Here is a 23773-nt window from a genome sequence, read left to right on the forward strand (position 1 = left end):
GCCCTGCTGGTCGCCAACCAGAAGCGCCAGATCCTTGGTCATGAAGCCGGCCTCGACGGTGTCGACCACGACCTTCTCCAGCGTCTCGGCGAAGCGGGCCAGCTCGGCGTTGTCGTCCAGCTTGGCGCGGTGCTTGAAGCCCTGGGTCCAGGCGAAGATCGAGGCGATCGAGTTGGTCGAGGTGGCCTCGCCCTTCTGGTGCTGGCGATAGTGGCGGGTCACGGTGCCGTGGGCGGCTTCCGTTTCCAGCACCTTGCCGTCCGGGGTCATCAGGACCGAGGTCATCAGGCCCAGCGAGCCGAAGCCCTGGGCGACGACGTCGGATTGCACGTCGCCGTCGTAGTTCTTGCACGCCCAGACGAAGCCGCCCGACCACTTGATGGCCGCGGCCACCATGTCGTCGATCAGGCGGTGCTCATAGGTCAGGCCGGCGGCCTTGAACTTGTCGGCGTATTCGGCGTCGAACACCTCCTGGAAGATGTCCTTGAAGCGGCCGTCATAGTATTTCATGATCGTGTTCTTGGTCGACAGATAGACCGGGTAGTTGCGCTTCAGGCCATAGCCGAACGAGGAGTGGGCGAAGTCGCGGATCGAGTCGTCGAGGTTGTACATGCCCATGGCGACGCCGGCGCCGGGCGACTTGAAGACCTCATGCTCGATGACCTCGCCGTCGTCGCCGACGAACTTGATCGACAGGGTGCCCTTGCCGGGCATGAGGAAGTCGGTGGCCTTGTACTGGTCGCCGAAAGCGTGACGACCGACGACGATCGGCTGGGTCCAGCCGGGCACCCGGCGCGGCACGTTCTGGCAGATGATCGGCTCGCGGAAGACCACGCCGCCCAGGATGTTGCGGATGGTGCCGTTCGGCGACTTCCACATCTTCTTCAGGCCGAACTCGGCGACGCGCGCCTCGTCAGGGGTGATGGTGGCGCATTTGACGCCGACGCCGTGCTTCTGGATGGCGTGGGCGGCGTCGATCGTCACCTGGTCGTCGGTGGCGTCGCGGTGCTCCATGCCCAGGTCGTAGTAGTCCAGCTCGACGTCGACGAACGGGAAGACCAGCTTGTCCTTGATCCACTGCCAGATGATGCGGGTCATTTCGTCGCCGTCGATATCGACGATGGGGTTGGCGACCTTGATCTTGGCCATGGGTTCGGTCCGCTTGTGATTGTCGGGAAGGATGATGGGCCGGGGTATAGCGGCGCCTTGCCCCGACGCAAACCCTGAGGGCGACAAAGCCGCGGCCGGGTCCGGAACTCCTGGCCCCGACGACCGCTGATCGGCTGTGGCCGAACGGAGCAGACGGATGACCGACAAGACCTTCAAGCCCGGAGACAAGGTGAGATGGGCTCACAGTCGGGGCAAGAGCACCGGAAAGGTGGTGCGCAAGGTGACCCATCCCACCGACATCAAGGGCCATCACGTGGCCGCCTCGCCCGACGATCCCGAATACCTGGTCGAAAGCGACAAGACCGGCGCCCGGGCCATCCATCGTCCCGAGGCGCTTCAAAAGGCGGGCCGTTAAGCCTGCCTCGAAAAAGTCATCCTGCGGCGAGCGAACATCCGCACCCTCCGGGGCGTTGATCGGGTCCAGTGTGCGTAACGAGTGCCGACCCAATGAACGATGACGTCGAGGCTGCCCTGATCCAGAGATGGATCATCGCCTTCTGCGAGGTTCCGGCCCTGATCGACGTCGAACTCATGGAGCGCGTCCTGTCCGAGCACGAGACGACGACCAATACGCCCTGACCCCCGGCGCTTGCGAGGCTCCGGCCCCGGGCACAGTATCCACGCCTGACTCACTTATGGATCGCCGGAGGCTCCACAGAATGCCCATCGCCGTACGCCGGACCCTGCGATACGCCCTCATGAGTGGCGTCATGGTGCTGGGCGCCTGTAGCCCTGACGCCGGGAAAGGGAAGCGCGAGGCTGAGCCCGCAAACCGCGCCGGGTCCGCAACCGCCTCAGGCCAGGCCGCCGCCCGACCCGCCGCAATGCCGTCGGAGACGAAGACTTTCCGCGACTGGTTCGCCGTCTGCGACAACGGCAACGACTGCATGGCCTTCGGACCGGCGGCCCAAGAGGGCGCCACGGGTTGGGTGCGTGTGCACATGCCGCCCGGCCCGGAGGCCCGGCCTGACGTCATGACCGGCTTCTGGCCCGGTAGCGGAGAGTTCGGCCAGGCGGCGGTCAAGGTGTCGATCGACGGTCAAACCTTGCCGGTAGAGCGCTGGCGGCCGGGCGACCAGGATGTCGCGCTGTCCGACCCGGCCGCGGCCGTCGCCGCTCTCGTCGTCGGGCGGTCCATGACGCTGGGCGCGGCGGGCGAGACACAGGCGATGAACCTCAACGGCGCCGCCGCAGCCCTGTTGTGGATCGACGAACGTCAGGGTCGGCTCGACACGGTGACTGCCCTCGTTCGCAAGGGCGCGCGCCCCGCCACAGCCGTGCCCCCCGCCCCGCCCCTGCCCCGGGTTTCGGCCGGAGCCGCCGTCACCCAGGCGAATCTTGAGATAGCCCCGTCCATGTCCGCAGGTCTCGCTGCCCGGGCGGATGTCGCCGCCTGTCGGGAGGCTTGGAACCCAGTCTCGTTCGAGGAAGGATTGTCCCGCGCGCGACTGGATGAGCGCACAGAACTCTGGGGGGTGGCGTGCGGCTCGGGAGCCTACAATTTCACCACCCGGTATTTCCTGACAGGCCCGAACGGTTCCGCCCCCCGACCGTTGGTTTTGCGCGGCGCAGCGGGCGAGGCCGATGAGGAACTGGTCAACAGCGAATACGATCCGACGACCCGCACCCTCGGTCAGTTCGCCAGAGGACGAGGCGTCGGCGACTGCGGCGTCGCCTCGACCTGGACCTGGACCGGCCGCGCCTTCGTCCTCAGCGAGGAGAGCGTGATGGGCGAATGCTGGGGCGCCAACGCCGACCGCTGGCCGACCACCTGGCGCACCCGCCGTGAATAGTCGGGTCGATCCCGAAGTCCTGATCGTCGGCGCCGGGCCCGCGGGCCTGACGGCCGCGACCTATCTCGGCCGCTACCTGCGCCACGTCTTGGTCGCCGACGGGGGCGAGACCCGCGCCGACTGGATCCCGCTCAGTCACAATATGCCGGGCTTCCCCGCCGGCATCAGCGGCCCCCATATCGTCAGCCGCCTGCGCGAACAGTCCGAGGAATACGGCGCCGTGATCGAGGCCGGGTGCGTCGAGACCCTGCGCGCCGTGGAAGGCGGCTTCGTCGCCTCGCTGAACGGCCGGGATCTGCAGGTCAGGGCCGTGCTGCTCGCGAGCGGCGTCGTGGACCATCATCCGGACCTGCCCGGGGTCGAGCGCGCCGTCCAGCGCGCCCTCGTCCGCATCTGCCCGATCTGCGACGGCTATGAGGCGCAAGACAAGGCCGTAGCCGTCATCGGCAAGGACGACATGGGCGTGCGCGAGGCCGCCTTCCTGCGCACCTACTCCGACCGCGTCACCCTGATCCACGTCGGACCGCCGGGCGACCTGACCGAGCGCGACGCCCTGACCCGGCTCGGCATCGCCCTGGTCGAGACCCCTATCGACAACGTCGAGCTGGAAGGCGACCGGGTCACGGCCCTCTGCTGGGGTGGAGAAAAGGCGGCGTTCGATCTGGTCTATTCGGCTCTGGGCACGTCGCCGAACGCGTCTCTTGCCGAGCGGCTGAGCGCCCGTACCGGCGAGGACGGGCGACTGATCGTCGATTCCCACCAGCTGACCAGCGTCCCCGGCCTTTACGCCGCCGGGGATGTGGTGCGGGGCCTGAACCAGATCGCCGTCGCCAACGCCGAGGCCGCCGTCGCCGCCACGGCCATCCACAACGCCTTGCGCAGGACCGACGGCCAGACGGCCTGAGGCGGGCGCGGCCTCAGGCCGACCAGTCGTGCGGCGCGCGCAGGCTCCAGGGCGTCACCACCCGGTCGCGCGGCGGCAGGGAGGCGATGATGGCGGCGCGGGCCGCGCGGATGAGCGGCGGCAGAAGGCTCATCCAGCCCCATGCGACGTCCTTATGAATGCGGTGTGCTTCTTCCATGACAGCCTCCTGTGCTGGTCGGTTTCGATGACCGGAGAATGGGCTTGACGAAGACGGGCCGCAAACCAGATGATCGGATCGATACACAAGGCAGGCTTATGTCCGATCCACGAGCGAACGATCCCCTGGCCGGCGTCCCCCTGTCCTCGATCCGGGTATTCGAGGCGGCGGCGCGTCTGAAGAGCTTCACCCGGGCCGCCGCCGAACTGGGCATGACCCAGGCGGCGGTGAGCTGGCAGATCAAGGCGCTGGAGACCAAGCTCAGCCTCAGCCTGTTCCGCCGTCTGCCGCGCGAGGTGGCCCTGACCGAGCCCGGGGAACGGCTGGCGCGCGCCGCCACCGAGGCCATGCTGCTGCTGCGCCGCGCCTTCGCCGACCTGACCGAGGCCGATCAGGGCGTGCTGTCGATCACCACCCTGGCGACCCTGGCCAGTCAGTGGCTGGCGCCGCGGCTCGGCGCCTTTCAGGTGGCCAACGCCGGTCTGGCGGTGCGGGTGGACACCTCCAGCCAGCTGCTCGATCTGGAGCGGGACAATTTCGACGTCGGCATCCGGGCTGGAACCGGCGACTGGCCGGGGTTGGAGGCGGCGCGGCTGATGCCCGGGGTTTTCACCCCCCTGTGCACCCCGGCGCTGGCGGCGTCTCTGGACCTGACCGGGCCGTCGCGCCTGATCGCGGCGCCACGCATCGGCGACGAGAAGGAATGGGCCGTCTGGTTCGCCGCCGCCGGGGTCGCCGAAGTCGGCCATCCCTCGGTTCGCCTGCGCGCCGACTTCCAGGCCCTGGAGGTGGCGGCGGCCCTGGGCGGTCAGGGCGTCGCCCTCGCCTCCCCCATCCTCTATGCGCGCGAGATCGCCGCCGGGATGCTGGTTCAGCCCTTCCCCGACCTGGTCGAGCTCAGCCCCGGCTACTGGATCGCCTGGCCGGCCGACCGCAGGCGCTCACCCAAGATCGCCCGCTTCCGCGACTGGTTGGTAGCGTCCGCAGCAGGAGATCCCGCCATCCGCGCCGCCGAGGCCCGGCTGGCTGAGCAGAGGGCCGGTTAGGCCTTCATCCGCGCCTCGAGCACGGCCAGCGGCAGAGAGCCGCTCTCCAGAACCCTGTCGTGGAAGGCGCGGAGGTCGAAGCCGGGCTTGGCCTCGGCCTCCTTGCGCAAGCGGGCGATGACGGTGTGGCCGACCTTGTAGGAGCAGGCCTGACCCGGCCAGACGGTGTAGCGGTTGATCTCGCTGTTGGAGGCGTCCAGCGGCTTGGCGCCCGAGGCCGCCATGTATTCGACCGCCTGTTCGCGGCTCCAGCGTTCGGAGTGCAGGCCGGTATCGACGACCAGACGCACCGCGCGGAACAGATAGGACATCAGGAAGCCGACCCGCCCCAGAGGATCGCCCGCATAGGCGTCGAGATCATTGGCCGCCACCGCCTCGGCGTAGAGGGCCCAGCCCTCGTTGTAGGCCGAGAAACCGCCAGCCCGGCGCCATTGCGGCAGTTCGCCGGACTCGCGCTGCAGGGCGACCTGCAGGTGATGCCCGGGCGAGGCCTCGTGATAGGTCAGGGTGGGCAGGGCGAAGCGCGGCCAGTTCCCGCTGTCGCGCAGGTTGATGTAGTAGGCGCCGGGCCGCGACCCATCCAGCGGGGGCCCCTGATAGTAGCCGCCCGGCGCGCCCGACTGGATCGACACCGGGACCCGGCGGATCTCGACATGGGATTTCGGCAGGCGGCCGAAGACCTGCGGCAGTTTCGGCTCCAGCGCCGCGACCTGTTCGTTCAGCCAGGCCAGCAGCTCTTCCTTGCCCGCATCGGTATTGGGGAAGAGCTGGGCGGGGTCCTTGTTCAGGGCCTGAACCCGTTCGCCGACCGTGCCCTGGGTATAGCCCTGCCCCTTCAGGATCGTATCGATCTCGGCGCTGATCTCGGCCACCTGTTCACGGCCCAGGGCGTGGATTTCCTTCGCCGTGAGGGTGGTGGTCGTGTTGGATTTCAGCCCGTTGGCGTAGAAGGCCTCGCCCTCCGGCAGGCGCCAGGCGCCGGCGTCATGGACCGCCCGGGGCCGGATCGCCTCCAGGGCCTCGATCTGGCGGGCGAGGGCCGGCTTGACCTTGCCGTCCACGATGGCGGCGGCGCGGGCGTCGTAGCCGGTTAGGTTCAGGGCGGCGGCCTTGCGCGCCAGCGACTTCACCATGGCCAGGTCGGCGGCGTTGGTGTCGCGCAGGGTGCGGATCTGGGGCAGCATCCGGTCGATGATGAAGTCCGGCGGAATGACGCCGAGGCCCGCGTCCTCGCGCACCTTCTCCGTCTCTCCGTCCAGCACCCCCGCGAAGGCCTCCAGTCGGGACAGGAAGGCGTCAGCGCCCGCCGCGTCCTCGACCCGGTGCTGGTTGTCCAGGAAGTCCGGCGTCTCGAAATAGGCGCCCGACAGCTGGGTCACGACATAGGGCGACGGCCGCCCCGGACCTGAGCCATAGGCGAAGCGGGCCGTCTCAGCCGAGGTCTCGCGCCCGAAGGCGGCGACGGCGTAGTTCAGGGCGCCCGCCTCGCTGAGCCCGGTCTGGTCGAAGTCCCGAAGCTCGGCCCAGCGGCTTACCGCCTTGTCGCGGTCCTTGCGGATGGCCTCCGGGCCCGCCTCGCTGAGCTTCGACGACAGGCCCGCCCGGGCGCCGCGATCCAGGCCGAGATTGGTGGCGCGCTCGGGGCTCTCGTCGATATCCGCCTCGAACCAGCCGTCCAGCAGGGCGTTCAGCCGTGCATCGGCCTCGCTCGCCAGGGCGATGCCGGGTGCGAGAGACGGGGCGACCACCGCCGTGGCGGCGGCGGTCATCAACAGGCGGCGGCGGTCGATCATGGCGGTCTCCTCGCGGGCAACCGCCCGCCCCTCACATCAGCCCCGTTACAGTGTCCTGCCGTTGGGGCCGCGTCTTCGGTCGAAAGGTCGCACCCGGACGATCAGGCCTGGGCGCGCTCCCAGTCGGTCATCACGCCGCGCAGCACCTCCAGCGGCACGCCGCCGACGCCCAGAAGGGTGTCGTGGAAGCTTCTGATGTCGAACTTCGACCCCAGCCGCCGCTTCGCCCCATCGCGGATGTCGACGATGGTGGTGTGGCCGACCTTGTAGCTGGCGGCCTGGCCCGGCCAGACGCAGTAGCGTTCGATCTCGGTCGTGACCGAGCTCTCCTGATCGCCGATGGCGTCGACCATGAAGGTGATGGCCTGCTCGCGGCTCCATCGCTTGTGGTGCAGGCCGGAATCGACGACCAGACGGGTCGCACGGAACATCAGCGACTGCAGATAGCCGATCTGGCCCCAGGGATCGCCTTCATAGGCGCCCATCTCGTCCGCCAGTTGCTCGGCATACAGACCCCAGCCTTCGGAATAGGCCGAGAAGCCCATCACCTTCATCAGCATGGGGGTGTTGTCGTTCTCCTGCTGCAAGGCGATCTGGTGGTGATGCCCGGGCGTCGCCTCGTGATAGCTGAGGGTCGGCAGGGTCCATTTCGGCCACTCGGCCGTGTCGCGCAGGTTGATGTAGTAGGCGCCCGGACGCGACCCATCCAGGGCCGGGCTCTGGTAGTAGCCGCCGGGGGCGCCGGCCTCGATGGCCTTGGGCACGCGGCGGACCTCGACGGGCGATTTCGGAAGGCGTCCGAAGTATTCGGGCAGCCGGGCCTCCATGGCCACGATCTGGGCGTTCAGATCCTTGAGCAGACCCTCCTTGGCCTCGTCGGTGTTGGGGTAGATGAAGCGCTGGTCCTTGCCCATGGCGGCGATCCGGGCGCCCACAGTCCCCTGGGTCATGCCCTGGGCCTTGAGGATCGTGTCGGCGCGGGCCGACAGTTCGGCCAGCTGGGCCAGGCCCATCTCGTGGACCTCATCACCGGTCATGTTGGTGGTGGTGAAGTAGCGGATGCCGAAGTTGTAGTAGGCTTCGCCCTCGGGCAGGCGCCAGACGCCGCCGTCGTGAACGGCCGTGGGCTGGACCGCCTTCAGGGCGTCGGCCTGACGGTTCAGGGCGGGCAGGACGACGGTCTCGACGATGCCGGTGGCCTTCGCGCCCCAGTCGCCCTCCAGACCCTTCTCGCCCGTCCGGCGGACGATGGAGCTGACCAGGGTCAGCTGGTCGACGGGCGTGCCGGTGATGGCGCCCATCTGGGTCAGGGTCTTGGCGATGATGAAGTCGGGCGGCACGGCGCCGGCGGCGAAGTCGGCCTTCATCCGCTCGGTTTCCTGATCGAGCGCCGTGCCGAAGGCGGTCAGGCGCGACAGATAGGCGTCGGCGTCGTCCTTCGTCTCGATCGAATGCTGGCTGTCCAGGAAGTCGGGAATGCCCTGATAGGCGCCGCCCAGCTGGCTGACCGTATAGGGCGAGGGGAAGAAGCCGCCGCCGTAGGGGAAGTCGTAGCCGCTCACCACCGTATCGCCGAAGTATTTCAGCGTGTCGTAGTGGACGGCCGAGGCGCCCGTCAGGGCCTTGCGGTCGATGGCCGCCAGCTGGGCCATCGAGGCGCGGAAATCGGCCTTGTCGGCGTCGATCTTGGCCTGGGACCGGTCGTCAAGCTTCGCCTTCATCGCCGCACCCGGTCCCTTGTCCATGCCGAGGCTGGTCAGGGTCTCCGGCGAGGTCATGACCATCTTCTGGAAGATGGCGTCCATCAGGGTCGACAGCTGGCCGGCCGGCCCGGTCGGAGCGGCGGCCGTGGCGGCGCCAGCCTCAGCCGCTGTCTGGGCCAGGACCTGGCCCGAGGCCGACAGAGCCGCGCCGGCGGCGGCGGTGAACAGAAGGCGGCGACGGTCGATCATTTCAGGCTCCCCAAGCGTGCAGGGCGACACTGGATCGCTCGCCCCGCCGCTCCGCAAGTGAATTCGATGTCAGCTTTCGATCACGCGCGCCGGCTCGCCACCCAGTCCGCCACCACGATCTGCAGCGTCTCGATCGGAACACCGCCGACGCCGAGCGCGGCGTCGTGGAAGGCGCGGATGTCGAAACGGTCGCCCAGGGCGGCCTTGGCTCCCTCGCGCAGCCGCACCCATTCGGTGTGGCCGATCTTGTAGCTGCACGCCTGACCCGGCCAGACGCAGTAGCGTTCGACCTCAGAGGCGATGGAGGTCTCCTCGTCGCCGCCGGTCTCGACCATGTAGCGGATGGCCTGTTCGCGGCTCCAGCGCTTGTGATGCAGGCCGGTGTCCGCGACCAGCCGCGAGGCGCGAAACAGCAGGGACTGGAGATAGCCCAGTTCGCCGAACGGATCGGTCGCATAGACCCCCATCTCGTCCGCCAGTTGCTCGGCGTACAGGGCCCAGCCCTCGCCGTGGGCGCTGAAGAAGAGGGCCTTGGAGATCAGGGGCAGGCCGGTGTTCTCGACCGCCAGCGCGCCCTGGAAATGATGGCCCGGGATGGCCTCGTGCCAGGTCAGGGTCGGCAGGGACCATTTCGGCCACTCGGCCGTGTCGCGCAGGTTGATGTAGTAGGCGCCGGGCCGCGAGCCGTCGAGCGACGGGGACACGGCATAGCCGCCGGGGGCGCCCGCCTCGATGGCGACGGGGACGCGGCGAACCTCGACGCCTGATTTGGGCAGACGGCCGAAGTATTCGGGCAGTCGCGCCTGCATGGCGACGATCTGGGCGTTCAGGTCCGTCAGAATCCGCGCCTTGCCCGCCTCGGTGTTCGGATAGAGCTGGCGCGGGTCCTTGCCGAGCGCCGACATCCGGGCGCCGACCGAGCCCTCGGTCATGCCCTGGGCCTTCAGGATGGCGTCCATCCGGGCCAGGATGTCGCGCGACTGGTCCAGCCCCATCTGGTGGATCTCGTCCGGCCCCAACTCCGTCGTCGTCATCAGCCGTAGATCGGCGGCGTAGTAGGCCGCGCCGTCGGGCTTGGCCCAGACGCCCGCGTCGGAGGTTGCGCGGCCCTTCCAACCCTCGAACAGGGCGATCTGGCGGTCGAGCGCCGGATAGATCTCGCGGGAGACGATGGTCTCGGCGCGGGCGGCCCAGTCTCCGGCCAGACCCTTATCGGCGGCGCGGCGCGCGACGCTGGTGGTCAGGCCCGCCTCGGCCGCCGGGACGCCGCGCAGGGCGGCCATCTGGACCAGGGCCTTGGCGACGATGAAGTCGGGCGGGATCACGCCCTTGGCCCCATCGGCCCGGCCGGCCTCGACCTGCTGGTCGATGACCTCGGCGAGGGCCGACAGGCGCGACAGATAGGCCTCGGCGTCGTCGGCCGTTTCGATGGAATGCTGGGTGTCGAGGATGTCGGGAACCGACTGATAGGCGCCGGTCAGCTGGCTGATCGTATAGGGCTGGATCGGATAGGCGCTGGCGTCCACGAAGCCGAAATCGCCGTAGCCGAAGCCCTTGGCCGCATCGAGGGCCTCGGCCTGGAACCGCACCACATCGAAGCTGGCGGCGCTCTGGCCCGTCAGGGTGGAGGCGTCGATGGCTCGTATCTCGGCCAGCCAGCGGTCGTTGCGGGCGATGGCCTCGGCGCGGGCCGACAGGCCGGCGGGCGCCAGCTTCGCCTTCAGTCCGGCGCGGGCGCCGTTGTCGAGGCCGAGGTTGGTGGCCAGCAGGGGGTTGACGTCCACCGCCTCCTCCCCGATCCGCGCCACCAGGGCGTCGGCGGCCGCGCTCGATCCGGTCTGGGCGAAGGCGGGCGCCGCCGTCAGGGCGGCGGCCGTCGCGGCGGCGGTCTGGAGGAAGCGGCGACGATCGATCATGACGGAACCCGGACTGTTGAAGCCGGGGACTTGAGACCCGCCGCCCGCCCTTGGCAATACCCTGATCTAGGCGTCTTCGACCGCGTCGGCCTCGCGGTGCAGCTCCTGCTTGACCCGTTCGGCCAGGGTCTTGATGTCCAGGGGCTTGGGCAGGAAGGAGACCCCGACCTCGTCCTGCAACAGGTCGGAGAAGTCGCTCTCGGCATAGCCCGAGATGAACATGACCGGGGCGTCGCCCAGATACTGACGCGCCTTCTTCAGCAGGGAGGGGCCGTCGAGGCCCGGCATGATGACGTCGGAGATCAGCATGTCGATCTGGCCCGCCCACTCCTCGGCCAGTTCCAGCGCCTGTTCCCCGTCCTCGGCCTCGATGACCTCATAGCCGCGCTGGCGCAGCAGCTTGGCGGCGATGACGCGGACCGAGGCCTCGTCCTCGACGAACAGGATGCGGCCGGCGCCGGACAGGTCGCGCGGGGCAGCCTTGACCTTGGCCACGACGGGGGCGACCTCGACCAGCTCCGCAGCGGTGGCGGCGGGCAGGAAGATGCGGAAGGCGGCGCCAAGATTCCTGGAACCGGCGCCCGGCAGATTCGCGACCGAGATATGGCCCCCCGCCTGCTGGGCGATGCCGTAGACGGTGGCCAGACCCATGCCGGTGCCCTCGTTCACCGCCTTGGTAGTGAAGAAGGGTTCGAAGATCTTGTCGAGCAGTTCGGGCGGCACGCCCGGTCCGGTGTCCGAAACCTCGATCAGGGCGCTGTCGCCCTCGGGAGCCTGGCGCCAGCCCAGCGTGCGGGCCTCGTCGCGCGTCAGGCGGCGGGTCTTGATGGTGACCACCCCGGCCCCCGGTTCGACCACGCCGCGCATGGCGTCGCGGGCGTTGACGGCCAGGTTCATCACCGCCGTCTCCAGCTGGCTCTTGTCGGCCAGGACCACCGGAAGGTCGCGGCCGTAGTCTGTTTCCAGCCGCACATCCTCGCGCAGCAGCCGGCGCAGCAGGACGGTGAACTCGCTGACCAGTTCACCCAGATCCAGCCGCTCGCGCCGGACGGTCGACTTGCGTGAGAAGGCCAGCAGCTTGCGCACCAGGTCGGCGGCGCGGATGGCCGTCTGGCGGATCTCGTTCAGCCCTTCATAGGAGGGATCGCCGACCGGATGCCGTTCCAGCAGGCCCGACAGCTGCATCTGGATGGCGGTCAGCAGGTTGTTGAAGTCGTGGGCGACGCCCCCGGCCAGCTGGCCCACGGCCTGCATCTTCTGGGCCTGGGAGAGCTGGAGCTCCATCGACTTCTGGGTCGAGACGTCGAACAGCCAGACCCGCCGCCGCTCGCCCTCGGGCGCGACGTAGAGGTGCAGCATCCGGTCAGGAAAGGCCCGGGGAACGAGGTCGATCGGGCCGCTGGAGCCCGCCTCCAGCGCCTTTCTGGCCTCGGCCACGCTGGCCGGATCGAACAGATGACCGAAGCCCGCATCGCGCGCGGCGTTGGGCCCGGTCAGGACGGACAGGGCGGGATTGGCCTCTTCGGCATGGCCCGCGAACAGGTCCGCGCCGGCGATCACGGCCGAACCGAACGGGGCGCCGGCCGCCATGGCGCGCCCTTCGCCATTGTCGGCGACGACCCGGCTGGCCACCTGGACGGCCGGAGAGGTCAGGGCCGCCTCGGGCGCCTGACGCACCAGAAAGCGCCCCTCTCCGGCCTGGCCGATCAGCACCTCGACCTCGCGGTCTCCGAGCATGACGATGGCCCGCCCCTCCGCGCCCTTACGCGCCTGGGCGAAGGCCATGTAGAGGGCCTGGGCCGACCGGCCCTTGGGCAGGGTCGCCGTGGCCCCGTTGCGCTGGACCCAGGCGGCGTTGAAGGCCAGCACCTGCCCGCCCGCCCAGACCAGGGCCGCCGGCTCGGCCATGGCCTCCAGCATCTCGAGCGCCACGTCGCCGGCGGGTCGACGCGCATCGACACGGCCGAAGGCGAAGAGGCCGATCAGGGCCACGGCGGCCACGGTCACCAGCAGCATCAACCCCGGCGTGGTCATGGGCCCGGCCCGGAACGCCGGCCAGGCCAGGGCGGCGACGACCACGGCGAAGCCCAGGCACATCAGGATCAACAGGGGATCGAAGGCGCGGCGCAGCGAACTGTGATGGACGGCGGTCATGCGACCTCACGGCGAATCAAGAGGCCGATCATAGTCGCAAAACAGGAATTCGCGTCACAGGCGTCCAGCTTGCCATTTTTTGCCATCGGCCTAGACTGAGCCTCATGGCCACGATGAATATTTCCATTCCGGATGCTTTGAGGGCTTCGGTCGATGAGCAGGTCGAGGCTCGCGGCTATGGCTCGTCCAGCGAATATGTGCGCGACCTGATCCGCCGCGATCTGGACCGCGAGGCCTTGCGGGAGCTCTTGCTGGAGGGGCCGCGTTCCGGGCCGTCCCAGCCCGTGACGCCCGAGTTCCTTGATCGGTTGCGGCGTCGCGCGCGCGGGTTGCTGTCGGAGTGACATCCGGAAGGTTCGAGGTCCGACCGATCGCGGCGCTCGACATGGACGCCGCCGTGGATTTTTATCTGTTCGAGGCGGGCGTACACATCGCGACGAAGTTCGGTGACGCGCTTGCCGACACCCTCCTCGACATTCAGGCCTATCCGGGCTCGGGGTCGCCCCACTATGGCCACGCGCTGGGCCTGGGCGGCTTGCGCATGCGGCGGGTCGGCGGTTTCCCCTATCTCGTTTTCCACACCGACAACGAAGGGCAGATCGACGTCTGGCGCGTGCTGCGTGGCGCTCGCGACATCCCGGCCAGCCTGTCCGGCGATGACCCGGCCGACGGCCTCTAGCTGAACCCGCGCTTCTTCCGCTTCTGCATGACGAAGCCGATGACCTTGGCGGCGGCCTCGAAATGTTCGCGCGGGATGGTCTCGTCGATGTCGACGGCGGCGTAGAGGGCGCGGGCCAGGGGGACGTTCTCGACGATCGGCACGTCGTTCTCGCGCGCCACCTCGCGGATGCGCAGGGCGACCGCGTCCACCCCCTTGGCCAGGCAGATGGGGGCGGCGTCGCCCTGATCCGGCTCGTAGCGGAGGGCCACGGAATAGTGGGTCGGGTTGGTGACGATGACGGTGGCCTTGGGCACATTGGCCATCATCCGCTGGCGACTGCGCTGCATGCGGATCTGGCGCAGCTTGGCCTTGATGTGGGGGTCGCCTTCGGACTGTTTGAAGTCCTCCTTCATCTCCTCCTTGGTCATCCGCATCCGCTTGGCGAAGCGCAGCTTCTGCCAGATGAAGTCGCCGCCGGCGGTGAACCCCATGAAGACCAGGGTGGCGGCCAGCAGGGCCACGGCCAGGTCCCGCGTCAGGGGCAGGATGGCCATGGGGCTCATGGCCGCCAGGTTTTCCATCTCGCGCGCATGGGGCTTGAGCACGAACCAGCAGATCACGCCCACGGCGATGAGCTTGATGAGGGTCTGGGCGAAATGCATCAGGCCGTCGGGGCCGAAGATCCGCTTGAACCCGGCCATGGGGTTCAGCGTCTCCCACTTGGGCTTCAGCTTCTCGGCCGAGAAGACCAGGCCCCCGACCTGTCCGATATTGCCGCCGACCCCGCCGACGATGGTCGCGATCATCACCGCGCCGAGGAAGGGCGCCGCCGCCCACAGGGCTCGGACCCCGATCTCGACCCCGGCTCCGGCCTCCAGCCCGCCCATCATTTCGTGCGGCTGGGCGATGAAGGGCAGCAGCTCCTCGGCCATCCGGCCGCAGAACCAGCCGCCGCCGACCAGCAGCACGGCCGAGGCGCCCATCAGGCTCAGGGTCTGGCCGACGTCCTGGGACTTGGCGACATCGCCCTTGCGGCGGGCCTCCTCGAGTTTCCTCGGGGAGGCCTCTTCGGTTTTGGACTCGGGATCGGCGCCTTCAGCCACCGGCGCCTCCCGCGAACACCCGCGCCAGGGCGCGATAGCGGTCGATGAAGACCGTGCCCAGCACGCCGAGCGACAGGGCGAAGACCGACAGGCCCAGGATGACGCTGAGCGGGGCGGCGGCGAAGAAGACCTGGAAGGACGGCATGACGCGCGCCACCAGTCCCGAGGCCAGGTTGAAGATCAGGGCGAAGACGATCACAGGCGCCGCCAGCTGGACCCCCAAGGTGAAGCTGTCCGCCACAGTCCTGACCGCCATCTGGGCGAAGTCGCCGAGGATCAGGGGCTTCATCGGGGCGATGGCCTCATAGGATCCCACCAGACCGGCCAGGAACAGGTGGTGGGTATTGGTGGCGAAGATCATCACCGTGCCGAACAGCATCAGGAAGGAGGCGATGGTCGTGCCGGGCTGGGCCTGAAGCGGGTTGGCGGTCTGGGCGAAGCTGAGGGTGGTCTGCAGGGAGACGATCTCGCCCGCCGTCGCCAGGGACGCCATGAAGATGCGCAGCATGTAGCCGACCATCAGCCCGGTCACGGCCTCGCGGATCACCCAGCCCGCCATGCCTCCGATCGTCGCCGGCAGGGGCGGCAGGCCAGGCGCGACGACCGGCCACAGCACCAGGGAGATCAGCAGAGCGAGCGACAGGCGGATTCGCGGCGGCACATAGGCCTCGCCGATGCCCGGAAGCGTCAGCAGCATGGCCCCGATGCGGGCGAAGATCAGCCCGCCGGCCCAGACCTGATCGGCGGTGGCGTAGGGCTCCATCCCGGTTCGCTACATGCCCGCGATGCGGGCCGCGATGGTCCTCATGAACCCGCCCAGCAGCGCCCCCATCAGCGGCAGGAACAGCAGCAGGGAGACGAAGATGGCGATGATCTTGGGGGCATAGACCAGGGTCTGTTCCTGGATCTGGGTCAGGGCCTGGAACAGGCCGATGCCGACCCCGACGACCAGACCGACCAGCAGGACCGGCGCGCACAGCTGGACCGTTAACCAGATGGCGTCGCGACCCACATCCAGAACTTCCGCGCCGTTCATCGAAAACCCCACTGAAACACCGGGCAGAAAATGCCGGGAGCGTGGTTAACGGGGGGTTACGGTTTGGGCTGGCGGGCGATCAGAATGGGCGGATAGGTGACGTCGCTAGTGACAGCTACGGGTGGGAAGCGGTCATCCGCCCATCGCCGCAGGGCCGACCTCGCGAATGCGGTCACGAAGTGGGCGCGTTGGGCGTCCGTTAACCGTGGCAGACACTTTGAAAGCTCCGCTTTCGCCAACGAAGCCATCGAAGAGGCCACCTTACGCCTAAACGGCAGCTTGACGCCGCTTGAGATAAAGGGCGGCGCCGCCAGCCAGAACAAGCCCGAAAAGGACTAGAGCCAGGTCGCTCATCGTCGGCACCGTGGCAGGCGGCGTCGCTGGACTTCCGATGCGGACGCCTGAAAGCGGGGCCGTGTTGTTCAAGGTTGGATCGGCGGGATTTTCAAGTCGATCGGATAGAACGGCCCCGTTCAGGTCGATGGTCGAGGCCAGCACCGGGCCGTCCTGGTCCAGATCCGTCGGCCCGACAGTCAGGCGAAAGATGAGCGTGTCGGAGCCGCTTCCCGCAACGTAGGCGGCGTACGTGACGCCACTGTCGAGCGTCAGAACCAACCGGGGAGATCCGCCGGTCTGATCGACGGTGACCGCCTCATCAAACCTGACGGAGAACTCAAGCTGATCGCCCACGGCATAATCGCCGTTCGGCGGCGCGGTGACGGCGACCACCCTTGGCCCCTCGGTGTCGCCGATCACGATGGTCACCGTGGCGTCGGATGAGGACAGGAAACCGTCGGATGCACGATAGGTGAAACTGTCGCTCTCACTGGTTCCCCCATCGTGGGTGTAGGTGAATGTGCCGTCGGAGTTCAATGTCACCACGCCATTTGAAGGTCCCGAGACCAGAACTGCGGTCAGGGCGTCTCCCTCATTGTCAACGTCGTTGGCCAGAACGCTTGACGCCCCGCCGACCAGAGCGGTCTGCGCGCCGCCGGCCACAGCTACCGCCAAAAGATCTCCGGAGGCGACCGGAGCGGTATTCGCCAGCGGCCCGACGGTGAAGTTGTCGAATGAGAAGATCGGCGTGCTGACAGTGTTGAATCGGCCTGTGGCGAATACGCCTCCGAAACTGACGGGACCCGTCACGCCATCCGCCAACAAGGTGCCGTTTATAAAGGAGGCCGGCACGGGCAGCGGACCGAGTATGCCGCTCTCGCCCGACGTTGACGTGTAGACGCCTGAAACGGCGCGGCTCACCGGGTCGATGCGTAGCTCGAGTTTGATGACGGAAGACGACAAAGCCGTCACGTCGGCGAGTTGCAGATCCGAAGCCGTTGAGCTGACACCGCCAACTTCACGCCGGAGCTCAATCTGACCGAGGTCTGCTCCGTTGCGGTTGAGGACCGCCAGTCGGATGTAATCATCTTCTCCCAAGCCAAACCACAGGCCAGCCGCCTCGCCGTTTGCTGTGTCTCGAAGAACCGGTCGCACCACATCGACCCCAATGCTCAAGCTCTCCGAACCAACCCTGAACGGAAGAGCCAGTGCGTTCACTTGAGTGTTGTTGGCCGCGTTCTGGGCCGGGGTTTGAAAAAAGCTGCCTCGCGTAGAGGTCAAGGTCAGCAGTCCGCCCGAGACTGTGATGAGGCTCGGCTCGTAGCCTGGCACGGACGGCAGGCTCGGCGTGGCGGGGTATCTGTTCACGGAAGGCCGCTGAACGATTGTGAACCCGGTATCGGCCAAGCCGCCGGCGCCGCCGCTGAAAGTCAGGGTGCGGGTTGTGGAGACGGTCACCGGCAGCGCGCTACAGGCCCCGATCCCGATACCGCCGCAGACGGGGGTGATGACGATGCTGACGGTCTGGGGATCGGAATCCAGCAGGCCGTCATTGACACGATAGGTGAAGCTGTCGGTCGTGGCCAAGCCACCGTTGTTCACATAGCTAAAGGTGCCGTCAGCGTTGAGGGTCAGGACGCCGTGAGACGGCCCGGAGACCAGACTGGCGCTCAGACTGTCCCCGTCGCTGTCTGTGTCGTTGGCCAACAGGGTGGTTTGACCGCCGACCAATGCCGAGGACGCGCCGCCGCTGAGAACCGATATCTCGTCAGCGACTGCGACAGGCGCTGCGCCGGGTGGTTCGAGCGCAAAATCATCGAACTGAAAAGGCAGAGCGGGCGTGACCGTGTTGAACCGGCTGCTGGTCAGGATGCCGGCGAGACTGAGAGGGCCTGTTGAGCCGTCCGGCAACAGGCCGCCGCTGAAGAAGGAGGATGGAACGCTCAAGGGTCCGAGGACGCCTGCCTCGCCATTCGTGCTGACGTAGCGCCCCCACACTCGGGCGTTCGCGGGATCCAGCAGGAGTTCAAGAGTAACGATCGACCCGCTCAGTCCGGCAAGGTTCGCCGTCGCGACGTTGGTGGCGTTCGTGAAGCTCGCGCCAGCCACTTCGCGTCGAAGCTCGATCGTACCCAGACCCGCGCCGGTGCGGTTGATGACCGCCAGCCGGACATAGTTGTCCTCGTCCAGTCCGAACCAAAGCCCGGCGTGCTCTCCGTTCGCGGTGTCCGAAAATGCGGGGTTGAGCAACCGGACCCGAACGATGCGTGGACTGGTGGCGTCGAATCCCACCGCCAGCGCGTTGACCTGGCTATTGTTCGCGGCGTTCTCGTTCTGGGTCTGGAACAGCGACCCGCGTGTCGTGGTCAGGGTCAGGATACCCCCTGCGACGTTGATGAGTGCAGGTTCGTAACCCGGAACGTCGGGATCCGACGGCACGGCCGGATAGCGATTCTGGGAAGGAGCCAGTACCGCTGTGAAGCCGGTGCCGGAAAGTCCGCCGGCCGGGCCCGAGAAGTCGAGACGGTAGGGAGCGCTGGTGGCCACTTCTACAGACCCGCACGCTGCCGTACTGATCGGCGCACAGGTCTGGGCGCGCGCAGGCGCGGCTAGCACGCCGGACATCGACACCACCCCGAGCAACGATGCGGCGACCACGGCGTGCAGGCGTCCTAGTCTTGCAGAGATTGTGATCAAAGCTCGTTCCCCCGAACGAAAACGCCCATTACACGATCGCCATTTGTTGACAATCTCCGAGCTCGCTCCCGCGCCAGACCCAACGACTGGCCGATAGTTTGCGGCGCTAGGCAGCTCGTCCACTATGGAAGCTGGTCCCGGAACCAGTCGTTCGCGAGTTCGGCGATGGTCGTGAGCCGTCTTCGGCCGTCCGCCGCAAACCGCCCCCCTCCCCCTCACCGCTCGCCGCGTCTATATCCCTGCGCATGACCGACCCTTCGCATCCCGACGCCCCCCATGGAGTCTCCGCCGCCGAGGCCGAGGCCGCTGTTCGCACCCTGATCCAGTGGGCGGGGGACGATCCCGACCGGGAGGGGCTGCTGGACACCCCGGCCCGGGTGGCGCGCAGCTACAAGGAGCTGTTCGCCGGCTACGAGGTCGAACCCCGCCAATATCTGGCAAGGACCTTCGAGGAGGTCGGCGGCTATGACCAGATGGTGGTGCTGAAGGACATCCGTTTCGTCTCCTTCTGCGAGCATCACATGCTGCCGGTCGTGGGCGTGGCCCATGTCGCCTATCTGCCGACCGACCGGGTCGTGGGCATCTCCAAGCTGGCGCGCGTCGTGCGCGGTTTCGCCCGCCGCCTGCAGATCCAGGAGAAGATGACCGCCGAGATCGCCAACGCCATCCACGAGGTCCTGCGTCCCCACGGCGTGGGGGTGGTGATCGAGGCCGAGCATTCCTGCATGACCCTGCGCGGGGTCAATGCGCCGGGCACGACCCTGACCACCTCCAGCCTGCTGGGCCTGTTCAAGGACGACCCCCGGACGCGGGAGGAGTTCCTCAGCCTGACGCGGCGCAAGTGATCCGCGGGTGACGCCCGGCCCGGAGAGCGGCGCCGACCCCGGATGGGATCCGGTGGTGCTCGACCGTCTGGCCGAGGCCGGCGACGGCGAGGCGGCGCATCGCGCGGCGCTTCTGGCCGGGATCGGTCTGGGGCGTCCGCACGATTTCCCGGAAGCGATGCGGCGGCTGGGGCAGGCGGCTGATCTGGGCCACGATCTGGCGACGGATAGTCTGAGCCTTCTGAACGCCCAGCCCGGCGGTCTGGCGTCCTGGCTGGGGCCGCCTCTGCCGCGCCTGGTCAGCGAGCGGCCCCATGTTCTGCTCTGCGACGGCTTCGTCTCGCCCGCCGTCTGCGACTGGCTGATGGACCGAGCCCGGCCGCATCTGGCGCCGGCGCGCGTCTATGATCTCGACACCGGCGAGGGGCGGATCGAGGAGATCCGGTCCAACACCGCCCACGCCTTCGACCTGAGCCAGACCGACATGGTGCTGGTGTTGTTGCGCGAACGGATCGCGCGGCTGGCGGGCCTGCCGGTCGCCGGGTTCGAGGCCAGCCAGGTGCTGCGCTACACCCCCGGCCAGCAGTTCGACTGGCACGTCGACTTCCTCGACCCCGCCACCCCAGGCCACCGCGACGACCTGGCCCGGCGCGGCCAGAGGATCGCCACCTGTCTGGTCTGGCTGGACGACGACCACGACGGCGGCGAGACGGCGTTCTCGGCGCCGGACCTGAAGCTGCGCGGGCGAAAGGGGGATGCGATCCTTTGGGCCAACGTCACCCCCGACGGCCGCGCCGATCCCCTGAGCCGCCATGCGGGCCTGCCGCCGACGCGGGGCGAGAAGTGGGTCCTGTCGCAATGGATGCGGCCCTTCGCGCCGAGGCGAAGCGACCCCACCTGAGGTTCCGGCCCGCTCTTTGCGGCGCAGGGTTCCGAAGGAGCCTTGCGATGGCCTGGACCGCGATTTCGACCCGAAATGAGACACCGCCCATCTCCCGCGGCGGATGGCTGGACGCCCTGCGTTTCATCGTGGCCTCGCTGATCATCCTGCACCACTTCCAGGCCGCGGGCCCCGTGCCCCTGGCCGAGCTGATCAATCCGGTGTTCGAGCGCGGCGGTTTCCTGCTGACCAACTTCTTCCTGATCGACAGCGGCTATGTGCTGATGCGGGTCTATGGCCGCTCAGTCGGCGACGGGCGCCTGGGCGCCGGCGAATTCTTCGCCAAGCGGTTCCTGCGCGTCTATCCGGCTCATTTGATGATGGGGCTGGGTCTGGTGGCCTTCGTCCTCGGGGCCGGCGCCCTGGGCTTCGCGCCGCGCAATCCGGAGTGGTTCGCCTGGGACCAGCTGCCGGCGCAACTGACCCTGACCCAGGCCTTCGGCGTTCATGGCGGTCTGGGCTGGAACGCGCCCAGCTGGTCGGTGTCCGGCCTGGTGGGCTGCTATCTGGCCTTCCCGTGGATCCTGCGCGGGCTGAAGAAGATCGGTCCCTGGACGGCCCTGATCGCCGTCGTCGGCCTCTATTTCCTCGCCAACGCCCTGACCTGGGCACTGCTGGACTTCCCGGTCTATCAGATGCCGATGAAGTACGGCTTCATCCGCGCCCTGCCCCTGTTCCTCCTCGGCATGGGTCTGGCCGCCTTCACCGAGCGGGTCTGGATCCATCCGAAGCTGGCCGGATGGGTCGGCGTCGGCGCCGCCCTGGCCCTGGCCTTCGTCCAGTATTTCGACAAGCACGCCCTGGTCTCCCTGACCTTCATCAGCCTCATCATTCTAGCGGCGGGCGCGATCCCGGTCGTGAAGCCGTCCAAGTTGGTCGAGCGGCTGTCGGTCATGTCGTTCTCGATGTTCATCACCAATGAGCCGGTGCGCATCGTCTGGTTCGGGGTGGTCAATGTGCTGATCGCCCGCTTCGCCCTGCCGGTCGGGGTGCAATGGGGTCTGTGGGCGCTGGGCGTGATCGCGGCCTTCGCCTTCGCCTGGCTGTTCCACACGGTCATCGACCAGCCGATGCAGGAGCGGATCAAGGGCTGGCTCAAGTCGCGCCGTCGCCGCTCGGCTCCGGCCGAGCGTGGTGCAGTCGTATCGATAGAAGGCTAGTCCGCGCTGTTCAGGTGCAGGATGTTGCCGTCCGGATCCTTGAACCAGGCCATGCGGAAGTCGCCGGACCGGTGGATCCCGTCGGCGAAGTTTGTGTCGGGCAGATCGTAGTGTTCGAACACGACGCCCTTGCCGGTCAGGTCCGCGACGATGGCCTCCAGCTCGTCGCCGACGCCCCAGACCACGGCGTTGGCCCGGTTGGTCCCGGCCTCGTCGGACGGATAGACGACCAGGCTGGTGTCTCCGGTGCGGAACACCAGCACCCCCATGCCGTCGTCCTGAACCGTCAGGCCGAGGGTCTGTTCGTAGAAGGTCCGGGCGCGGTCCAGGTCGCTGACGGCGACGATGGCGGACGAGGCTTTGTCGGCGAGCATGGCGATCTCCCTGTTCGAGGCAGGAAACGCGCGCTCGGACCGACGGTTCGCCTCAGATCGGCATCCGCATGATTTCCTGATAGGCCGAGATCACCTGATCGCGCACGGCGATGACGGTTTCCAGCTGGGCCTCGGCGCTGGAGACGGCGGTGACCACGTCGATCAGACTGCCCTGACCGCGCACGTTCTGGGCCATCTGGGTCTCCGCCGCCTTGGTCGCCTGGGTCATGTCGCCCATGACGTTCTGGAGCAGTTCGCCGAAGCCGGGCGCCGCAGTCGGGGCAGATGCGCCGGTCGGCATGCCGCCGCCCTGGACCGCCGCATAGGCCTTGGCCGCCATCAAGGGGTTCATGACCTAGCTCCGGCTCAGCGCTTCAGGATGTCGAGGGTGCGCATTTCCATCGAACGCGCCGTCTCGATGACGTTCAGATTGGCTTCGTAGGCGCGCTGTGCCTCGCGCATGTCCATGGCCTCGACCAGGGTGTCGACATTGGGCCGCAGGACATAGCCGTTGGCGTCGGCCGCCGGATGCGACGGATCATAGTCGCGCTTGAAGTCGCTCTGGTCAGGCCGCACCTCGGCGAGCACCACCCCGGTCGCGCCGTCGACGTTGCGCGCCTCGAAGACCGGGATCTGGCGGCGATAGGGCGCCCCGCCGGGCGTCTCGGCCGTCGACTGGGCATTGGCGATGTTCTCGGCGATGATCCGCATGCGCGACTGCTGGGCCCTCAGGGCGCCGGCGGCCACGGACATGGCGGTGTTTCGGGGCGGAACGGGGTCGGTCATGGCTCAGCCTCCTTCAGACGCCGGGCTTCTTGGCGGCCATGCGCAGCATGGTCATCGACTTCTGATACAGGCTGATCGCGGCGTCATAGGCCATGCGGCTCTCGGCCATCTTGAGCATCTGCTCCTCGACCACCACCGAGTTGCCGTCGAGGGTGGTCTCGGAATCCGGCGCGTTCTGGCTCGAGAACCGAGCGACGTTCGCATTGGCCGGGGCGATGTGCATGGCGTTGGTGCGCGTCACCTGCAGCCCGCCCCCGGCCCGAAGGGCGGCGGCGAAATCGGTCGGGGTCTTCAGGTCGCGGGCCGCGTAGCCGGGCGTGTCGGCGTTGGCCACGTTCTGGGCCACCACGCGCTGGCGGTCGTCCAACCAGGCCAGGCGGCCCTTGATCTGGTTCAGCAGCGGCAGGTCCGTATAGCCCACGGCGCAACTCCGGCGGATGACCTGGCGGTCGATAGGCAGAAAATGCCGCCTGCATGGTTAATGAGGTCTTATCTCAACGCGGCGTTAACCACGTTCATCCGACTGTGCGGGCAGTTCACGGGGCGGCCGACGCATGAATTTCCTCGATCTCGCACGCGCGATCTTCGGCCTGGCCTTCGTTCTGGGCCTGATCGGTCTGGTCGCTTGGGCGGCGCGTCGCTACGCGCCCCAGCTCATGGCGCGGCTGAACGCCGAGCGCGGCGAACGTCGCCTTAAGGTGGTGGAGACCCTGGTGCTGGACCCCGCCCGCCGTCTGGTCCTGGTCCGGGTCGACGACGAGGAGCGGCTGATCCTGCTGGGCGAGGGGCGTGAACTGATCGAGCCGCGCCAGCCCGGAGCCGGCAAGTGAAACGTCTGATCTCTCTCCCTCCCCTTCATGGGGAGGGACGGCCGAAGCGTAGCGCAGGCCAGGGTGGGGAAGACAGGAAGCGGGGCAAGGCCTCGGACATCCCCACCCGGATCGCTTCGC

Annotated in this window: 25 protein-coding genes; 11 read left to right on the top strand and 14 right to left on the bottom strand. The window is 68.0% G+C overall.

The genetic code is table 11. The features are described 5' to 3' along the window. A partial coding sequence (locus ACT6QK_RS00675; RefSeq protein ID WP_444595897.1) for an NADP-dependent isocitrate dehydrogenase occupies nt 1-1149 on the bottom strand: 1149 nt, incomplete at its 3' end. 157 nt (nt 1150-1306) lie between these two features. Between ACT6QK_RS00675 and ACT6QK_RS00680 the strand changes: the two genes are divergently transcribed. The 4 genes from ACT6QK_RS00680 (at nt 1307) to ACT6QK_RS00695 (ending at nt 3867) form a co-directional block, all read left to right on the top strand. Continuing rightward, nucleotides 1307-1525, top strand: a complete 219-nt coding sequence (locus tag ACT6QK_RS00680; RefSeq protein WP_444595898.1) for a DUF2945 domain-containing protein — start codon at nt 1307-1309, stop codon at nt 1523-1525. Between the two features lie 92 nt (nt 1526-1617). Then, nucleotides 1618-1749, top strand: coding sequence for a hypothetical protein (locus ACT6QK_RS00685; protein ID WP_444595899.1), 132 nt, complete (start codon nt 1618-1620; stop codon nt 1747-1749). A gap of 245 nt (nt 1750-1994) precedes the next feature. Then, complete coding sequence (locus ACT6QK_RS00690) at nt 1995-2963, top strand: DUF1176 domain-containing protein (RefSeq protein ID WP_444595900.1); 969 nt, start codon at nt 1995-1997, stop codon at nt 2961-2963. Then, the gene (locus ACT6QK_RS00695; RefSeq protein ID WP_444595901.1) at nt 2956-3867 is read left to right on the top strand and encodes an NAD(P)/FAD-dependent oxidoreductase; all 912 of its coding nucleotides are present in this window, start codon (nt 2956-2958) and stop codon (nt 3865-3867) included. The genes ACT6QK_RS00690 and ACT6QK_RS00695 overlap by 8 nt, the downstream gene beginning before the upstream one ends. A gap of 13 nt (nt 3868-3880) precedes the next feature. Here the strand turns inward: ACT6QK_RS00695 and ACT6QK_RS00700 are convergent, their stop codons facing one another. Further along, complete coding sequence (locus ACT6QK_RS00700; protein WP_444595902.1) at nt 3881-4045, bottom strand: hypothetical protein; 165 nt, start codon at nt 4043-4045, stop codon at nt 3881-3883. A 98-nt stretch (nt 4046-4143) separates the two neighbouring features. Here ACT6QK_RS00700 and ACT6QK_RS00705 point away from each other — a divergent pair, with 98 nt between their 5' ends. After that, nucleotides 4144-5091: a LysR substrate-binding domain-containing protein gene (locus ACT6QK_RS00705; protein ID WP_444595903.1), complete on the top strand. Its 948-nt coding sequence runs from the start codon at nt 4144-4146 to the stop codon at nt 5089-5091. On the opposite strand, the gene ACT6QK_RS00710 is transcribed toward ACT6QK_RS00705, so the two are convergent. The 4 genes from ACT6QK_RS00710 to cckA form a co-directional block, all read right to left on the bottom strand. After that, on the bottom strand, nt 5088-6884 hold the full coding sequence (locus tag ACT6QK_RS00710) for a DUF885 domain-containing protein (RefSeq protein WP_444595904.1): 1797 nt from the start codon (nt 6882-6884) through the stop codon (nt 5088-5090). The two genes, ACT6QK_RS00705 and ACT6QK_RS00710, sit on opposite strands and share 4 nt — an antisense overlap. A 101-nt stretch (nt 6885-6985) precedes the next feature. After that, nucleotides 6986-8836 carry a DUF885 domain-containing protein gene (locus ACT6QK_RS00715; RefSeq protein ID WP_444595905.1) on the bottom strand — a complete coding sequence of 617 codons (1851 nt, stop codon included), beginning with the start codon at nt 8834-8836 and terminating at the stop codon, nt 6986-6988. An 80-nt stretch (nt 8837-8916) separates the two neighbouring features. Continuing rightward, on the bottom strand, nt 8917-10752 hold the full coding sequence (locus ACT6QK_RS00720) for a DUF885 domain-containing protein (protein WP_444595906.1): 1836 nt from the start codon (nt 10750-10752) through the stop codon (nt 8917-8919). A gap of 66 nt (nt 10753-10818) precedes the next feature. After that, the gene (gene cckA, locus ACT6QK_RS00725) at nt 10819-12906 is read right to left on the bottom strand and encodes a cell cycle histidine kinase CckA (RefSeq protein ID WP_444595907.1); all 2088 of its coding nucleotides are present in this window, start codon (nt 12904-12906) and stop codon (nt 10819-10821) included. A 104-nt stretch (nt 12907-13010) separates the two neighbouring features. Here cckA and ACT6QK_RS00730 point away from each other — a divergent pair, with 104 nt between their 5' ends. Together ACT6QK_RS00730 and ACT6QK_RS00735 are read left to right on the top strand one after the other, a co-directional pair. Beyond that, on the top strand, nt 13011-13250 hold the full coding sequence (locus ACT6QK_RS00730) for a ribbon-helix-helix domain-containing protein (protein ID WP_444595908.1): 240 nt from the start codon (nt 13011-13013) through the stop codon (nt 13248-13250). Further along, entirely contained in the window at nt 13247-13585 is a 339-nt protein-coding gene (locus ACT6QK_RS00735) for a type II toxin-antitoxin system RelE/ParE family toxin (RefSeq protein ID WP_444595909.1), read from the top strand. The genes ACT6QK_RS00730 and ACT6QK_RS00735 overlap by 4 nt, the downstream gene beginning before the upstream one ends. Here the strand turns inward: ACT6QK_RS00735 and flhB are convergent. The 4 genes from flhB to ACT6QK_RS00755 form a co-directional block, all read right to left on the bottom strand. Next, nucleotides 13582-14670 (bottom strand): flagellar biosynthesis protein FlhB, encoded by a 1089-nt coding sequence (flhB, locus tag ACT6QK_RS00740; RefSeq protein WP_444595910.1) that lies wholly within the window; start codon nt 14668-14670, stop codon nt 13582-13584. The two genes, ACT6QK_RS00735 and flhB, sit on opposite strands and share 4 nt — an antisense overlap. Beyond that, complete coding sequence (gene fliR / locus ACT6QK_RS00745) at nt 14663-15433, bottom strand: flagellar biosynthetic protein FliR (protein WP_444595911.1); 771 nt, start codon at nt 15431-15433, stop codon at nt 14663-14665. Before fliR ends, flhB begins: the two co-directional genes overlap by 8 nt. Nucleotides 15434-15442: 9 nt before the next feature. Continuing rightward, nucleotides 15443-15706, bottom strand: coding sequence for a flagellar biosynthesis protein FliQ (fliQ, locus tag ACT6QK_RS00750; protein ID WP_444595912.1), 264 nt, complete (start codon nt 15704-15706; stop codon nt 15443-15445). 267 nt (nt 15707-15973) lie between these two features. Continuing rightward, nucleotides 15974-18589: a cadherin-like domain-containing protein gene (locus ACT6QK_RS00755; protein ID WP_444595913.1), complete on the bottom strand. Its 2616-nt coding sequence runs from the start codon at nt 18587-18589 to the stop codon at nt 15974-15976. 395 nt (nt 18590-18984) lie between these two features. On the opposite strand from ACT6QK_RS00755, the gene folE reads away from it, so the two are divergent. From folE to ACT6QK_RS00770, 3 genes are read left to right on the top strand one after another with little or no spacing between them, the layout of a single operon-like run. Continuing rightward, a complete protein-coding gene (gene folE / locus ACT6QK_RS00760; RefSeq protein WP_444595914.1) occupies nt 18985-19584 on the top strand; it encodes a GTP cyclohydrolase I FolE in 600 nt (199 codons plus the stop codon). A gap of 7 nt (nt 19585-19591) precedes the next feature. Continuing rightward, on the top strand, nt 19592-20464 hold the full coding sequence (locus ACT6QK_RS00765) for a 2OG-Fe(II) oxygenase (protein WP_444595915.1): 873 nt from the start codon (nt 19592-19594) through the stop codon (nt 20462-20464). 47 nt (nt 20465-20511) lie between these two features. Further along, a complete protein-coding gene (locus ACT6QK_RS00770; protein WP_444595916.1) occupies nt 20512-21663 on the top strand; it encodes an acyltransferase family protein in 1152 nt (383 codons plus the stop codon). Here ACT6QK_RS00770 and ACT6QK_RS00775 read toward each other — a convergent pair. From ACT6QK_RS00775 to flgB, 4 genes are read right to left on the bottom strand one after another with little or no spacing between them, the layout of a single operon-like run. Beyond that, a complete protein-coding gene (locus ACT6QK_RS00775) occupies nt 21660-22037 on the bottom strand; it encodes a VOC family protein (protein WP_444595917.1) in 378 nt (125 codons plus the stop codon). The two genes, ACT6QK_RS00770 and ACT6QK_RS00775, sit on opposite strands and share 4 nt — an antisense overlap. A 52-nt stretch (nt 22038-22089) precedes the next feature. Further along, nucleotides 22090-22389: a flagellar hook-basal body complex protein FliE gene (locus ACT6QK_RS00780; RefSeq protein WP_444595918.1), complete on the bottom strand. Its 300-nt coding sequence runs from the start codon at nt 22387-22389 to the stop codon at nt 22090-22092. A gap of 14 nt (nt 22390-22403) precedes the next feature. Continuing rightward, nucleotides 22404-22790: a flagellar basal body rod protein FlgC gene (gene flgC / locus ACT6QK_RS00785; RefSeq protein WP_444595999.1), complete on the bottom strand. Its 387-nt coding sequence runs from the start codon at nt 22788-22790 to the stop codon at nt 22404-22406. Nucleotides 22791-22836: 46 nt separating this feature from the next. After that, nucleotides 22837-23244 (bottom strand): flagellar basal body rod protein FlgB, encoded by a 408-nt coding sequence (gene flgB / locus ACT6QK_RS00790; RefSeq protein ID WP_444595919.1) that lies wholly within the window; start codon nt 23242-23244, stop codon nt 22837-22839. A gap of 133 nt (nt 23245-23377) precedes the next feature. On the opposite strand from flgB, the gene ACT6QK_RS00795 reads away from it, so the two are divergent. After that, nucleotides 23378-23653 carry a FliO/MopB family protein gene (locus tag ACT6QK_RS00795; RefSeq protein ID WP_444595920.1) on the top strand — a complete coding sequence of 92 codons (276 nt, stop codon included), beginning with the start codon at nt 23378-23380 and terminating at the stop codon, nt 23651-23653. The last annotated feature ends 120 nt before the right edge of the window (nt 23654-23773 follow it).

It is taken from the genome of Brevundimonas sp., assembly GCF_052436175.1.
GTDB lineage: Bacteria > Pseudomonadota > Alphaproteobacteria > Caulobacterales > Caulobacteraceae > Brevundimonas.

What these genes read in the sequence shown, in the direction of transcription:
- ACT6QK_RS00680 (WP_444595898.1), top strand. Translation starts at nt 1,307, where the DNA reads ATGACCGACAAGACCTTCAAGCCCGGAGACAAGGTGAGATGGGCTCAC.
- ACT6QK_RS00685 (WP_444595899.1), top strand. Translation starts at nt 1,618, where the DNA reads ATGAACGATGACGTCGAGGCTGCCCTGATCCAGAGATGGATCATCGCC.
- ACT6QK_RS00690 (WP_444595900.1), top strand. Translation starts at nt 1,995, where the DNA reads ATGCCGTCGGAGACGAAGACTTTCCGCGACTGGTTCGCCGTCTGCGAC.
- ACT6QK_RS00700 (WP_444595902.1), bottom strand. Translation starts at nt 4,045, where the DNA reads ATGGAAGAAGCACACCGCATTCATAAGGACGTCGCATGGGGCTGGATG.
- ACT6QK_RS00705 (WP_444595903.1), top strand. Translation starts at nt 4,144, where the DNA reads ATGTCCGATCCACGAGCGAACGATCCCCTGGCCGGCGTCCCCCTGTCC.
- ACT6QK_RS00710 (WP_444595904.1), bottom strand. Translation starts at nt 6,884, where the DNA reads ATGATCGACCGCCGCCGCCTGTTGATGACCGCCGCCGCCACGGCGGTG.
- ACT6QK_RS00715 (WP_444595905.1), bottom strand. Translation starts at nt 8,836, where the DNA reads ATGATCGACCGTCGCCGCCTTCTGTTCACCGCCGCCGCCGGCGCGGCT.
- ACT6QK_RS00720 (WP_444595906.1), bottom strand. Translation starts at nt 10,752, where the DNA reads ATGATCGATCGTCGCCGCTTCCTCCAGACCGCCGCCGCGACGGCCGCC.
- cckA (WP_444595907.1), bottom strand. Translation starts at nt 12,906, where the DNA reads ATGACCGCCGTCCATCACAGTTCGCTGCGCCGCGCCTTCGATCCCCTG.
- ACT6QK_RS00730 (WP_444595908.1), top strand. Translation starts at nt 13,011, where the DNA reads ATGGCCACGATGAATATTTCCATTCCGGATGCTTTGAGGGCTTCGGTC.
- fliR (WP_444595911.1), bottom strand. Translation starts at nt 15,433, where the DNA reads ATGGAGCCCTACGCCACCGCCGATCAGGTCTGGGCCGGCGGGCTGATC.
- fliQ (WP_444595912.1), bottom strand. Translation starts at nt 15,706, where the DNA reads ATGAACGGCGCGGAAGTTCTGGATGTGGGTCGCGACGCCATCTGGTTA.
- folE (WP_444595914.1), top strand. Translation starts at nt 18,985, where the DNA reads ATGACCGACCCTTCGCATCCCGACGCCCCCCATGGAGTCTCCGCCGCC.
- ACT6QK_RS00770 (WP_444595916.1), top strand. Translation starts at nt 20,512, where the DNA reads ATGGCCTGGACCGCGATTTCGACCCGAAATGAGACACCGCCCATCTCC.
- ACT6QK_RS00775 (WP_444595917.1), bottom strand. Translation starts at nt 22,037, where the DNA reads ATGCTCGCCGACAAAGCCTCGTCCGCCATCGTCGCCGTCAGCGACCTG.
- ACT6QK_RS00780 (WP_444595918.1), bottom strand. Translation starts at nt 22,389, where the DNA reads ATGAACCCCTTGATGGCGGCCAAGGCCTATGCGGCGGTCCAGGGCGGC.
- flgC (WP_444595999.1), bottom strand. Translation starts at nt 22,790, where the DNA reads ATGTCCGTGGCCGCCGGCGCCCTGAGGGCCCAGCAGTCGCGCATGCGG.
- ACT6QK_RS00795 (WP_444595920.1), top strand. Translation starts at nt 23,378, where the DNA reads ATGAATTTCCTCGATCTCGCACGCGCGATCTTCGGCCTGGCCTTCGTT.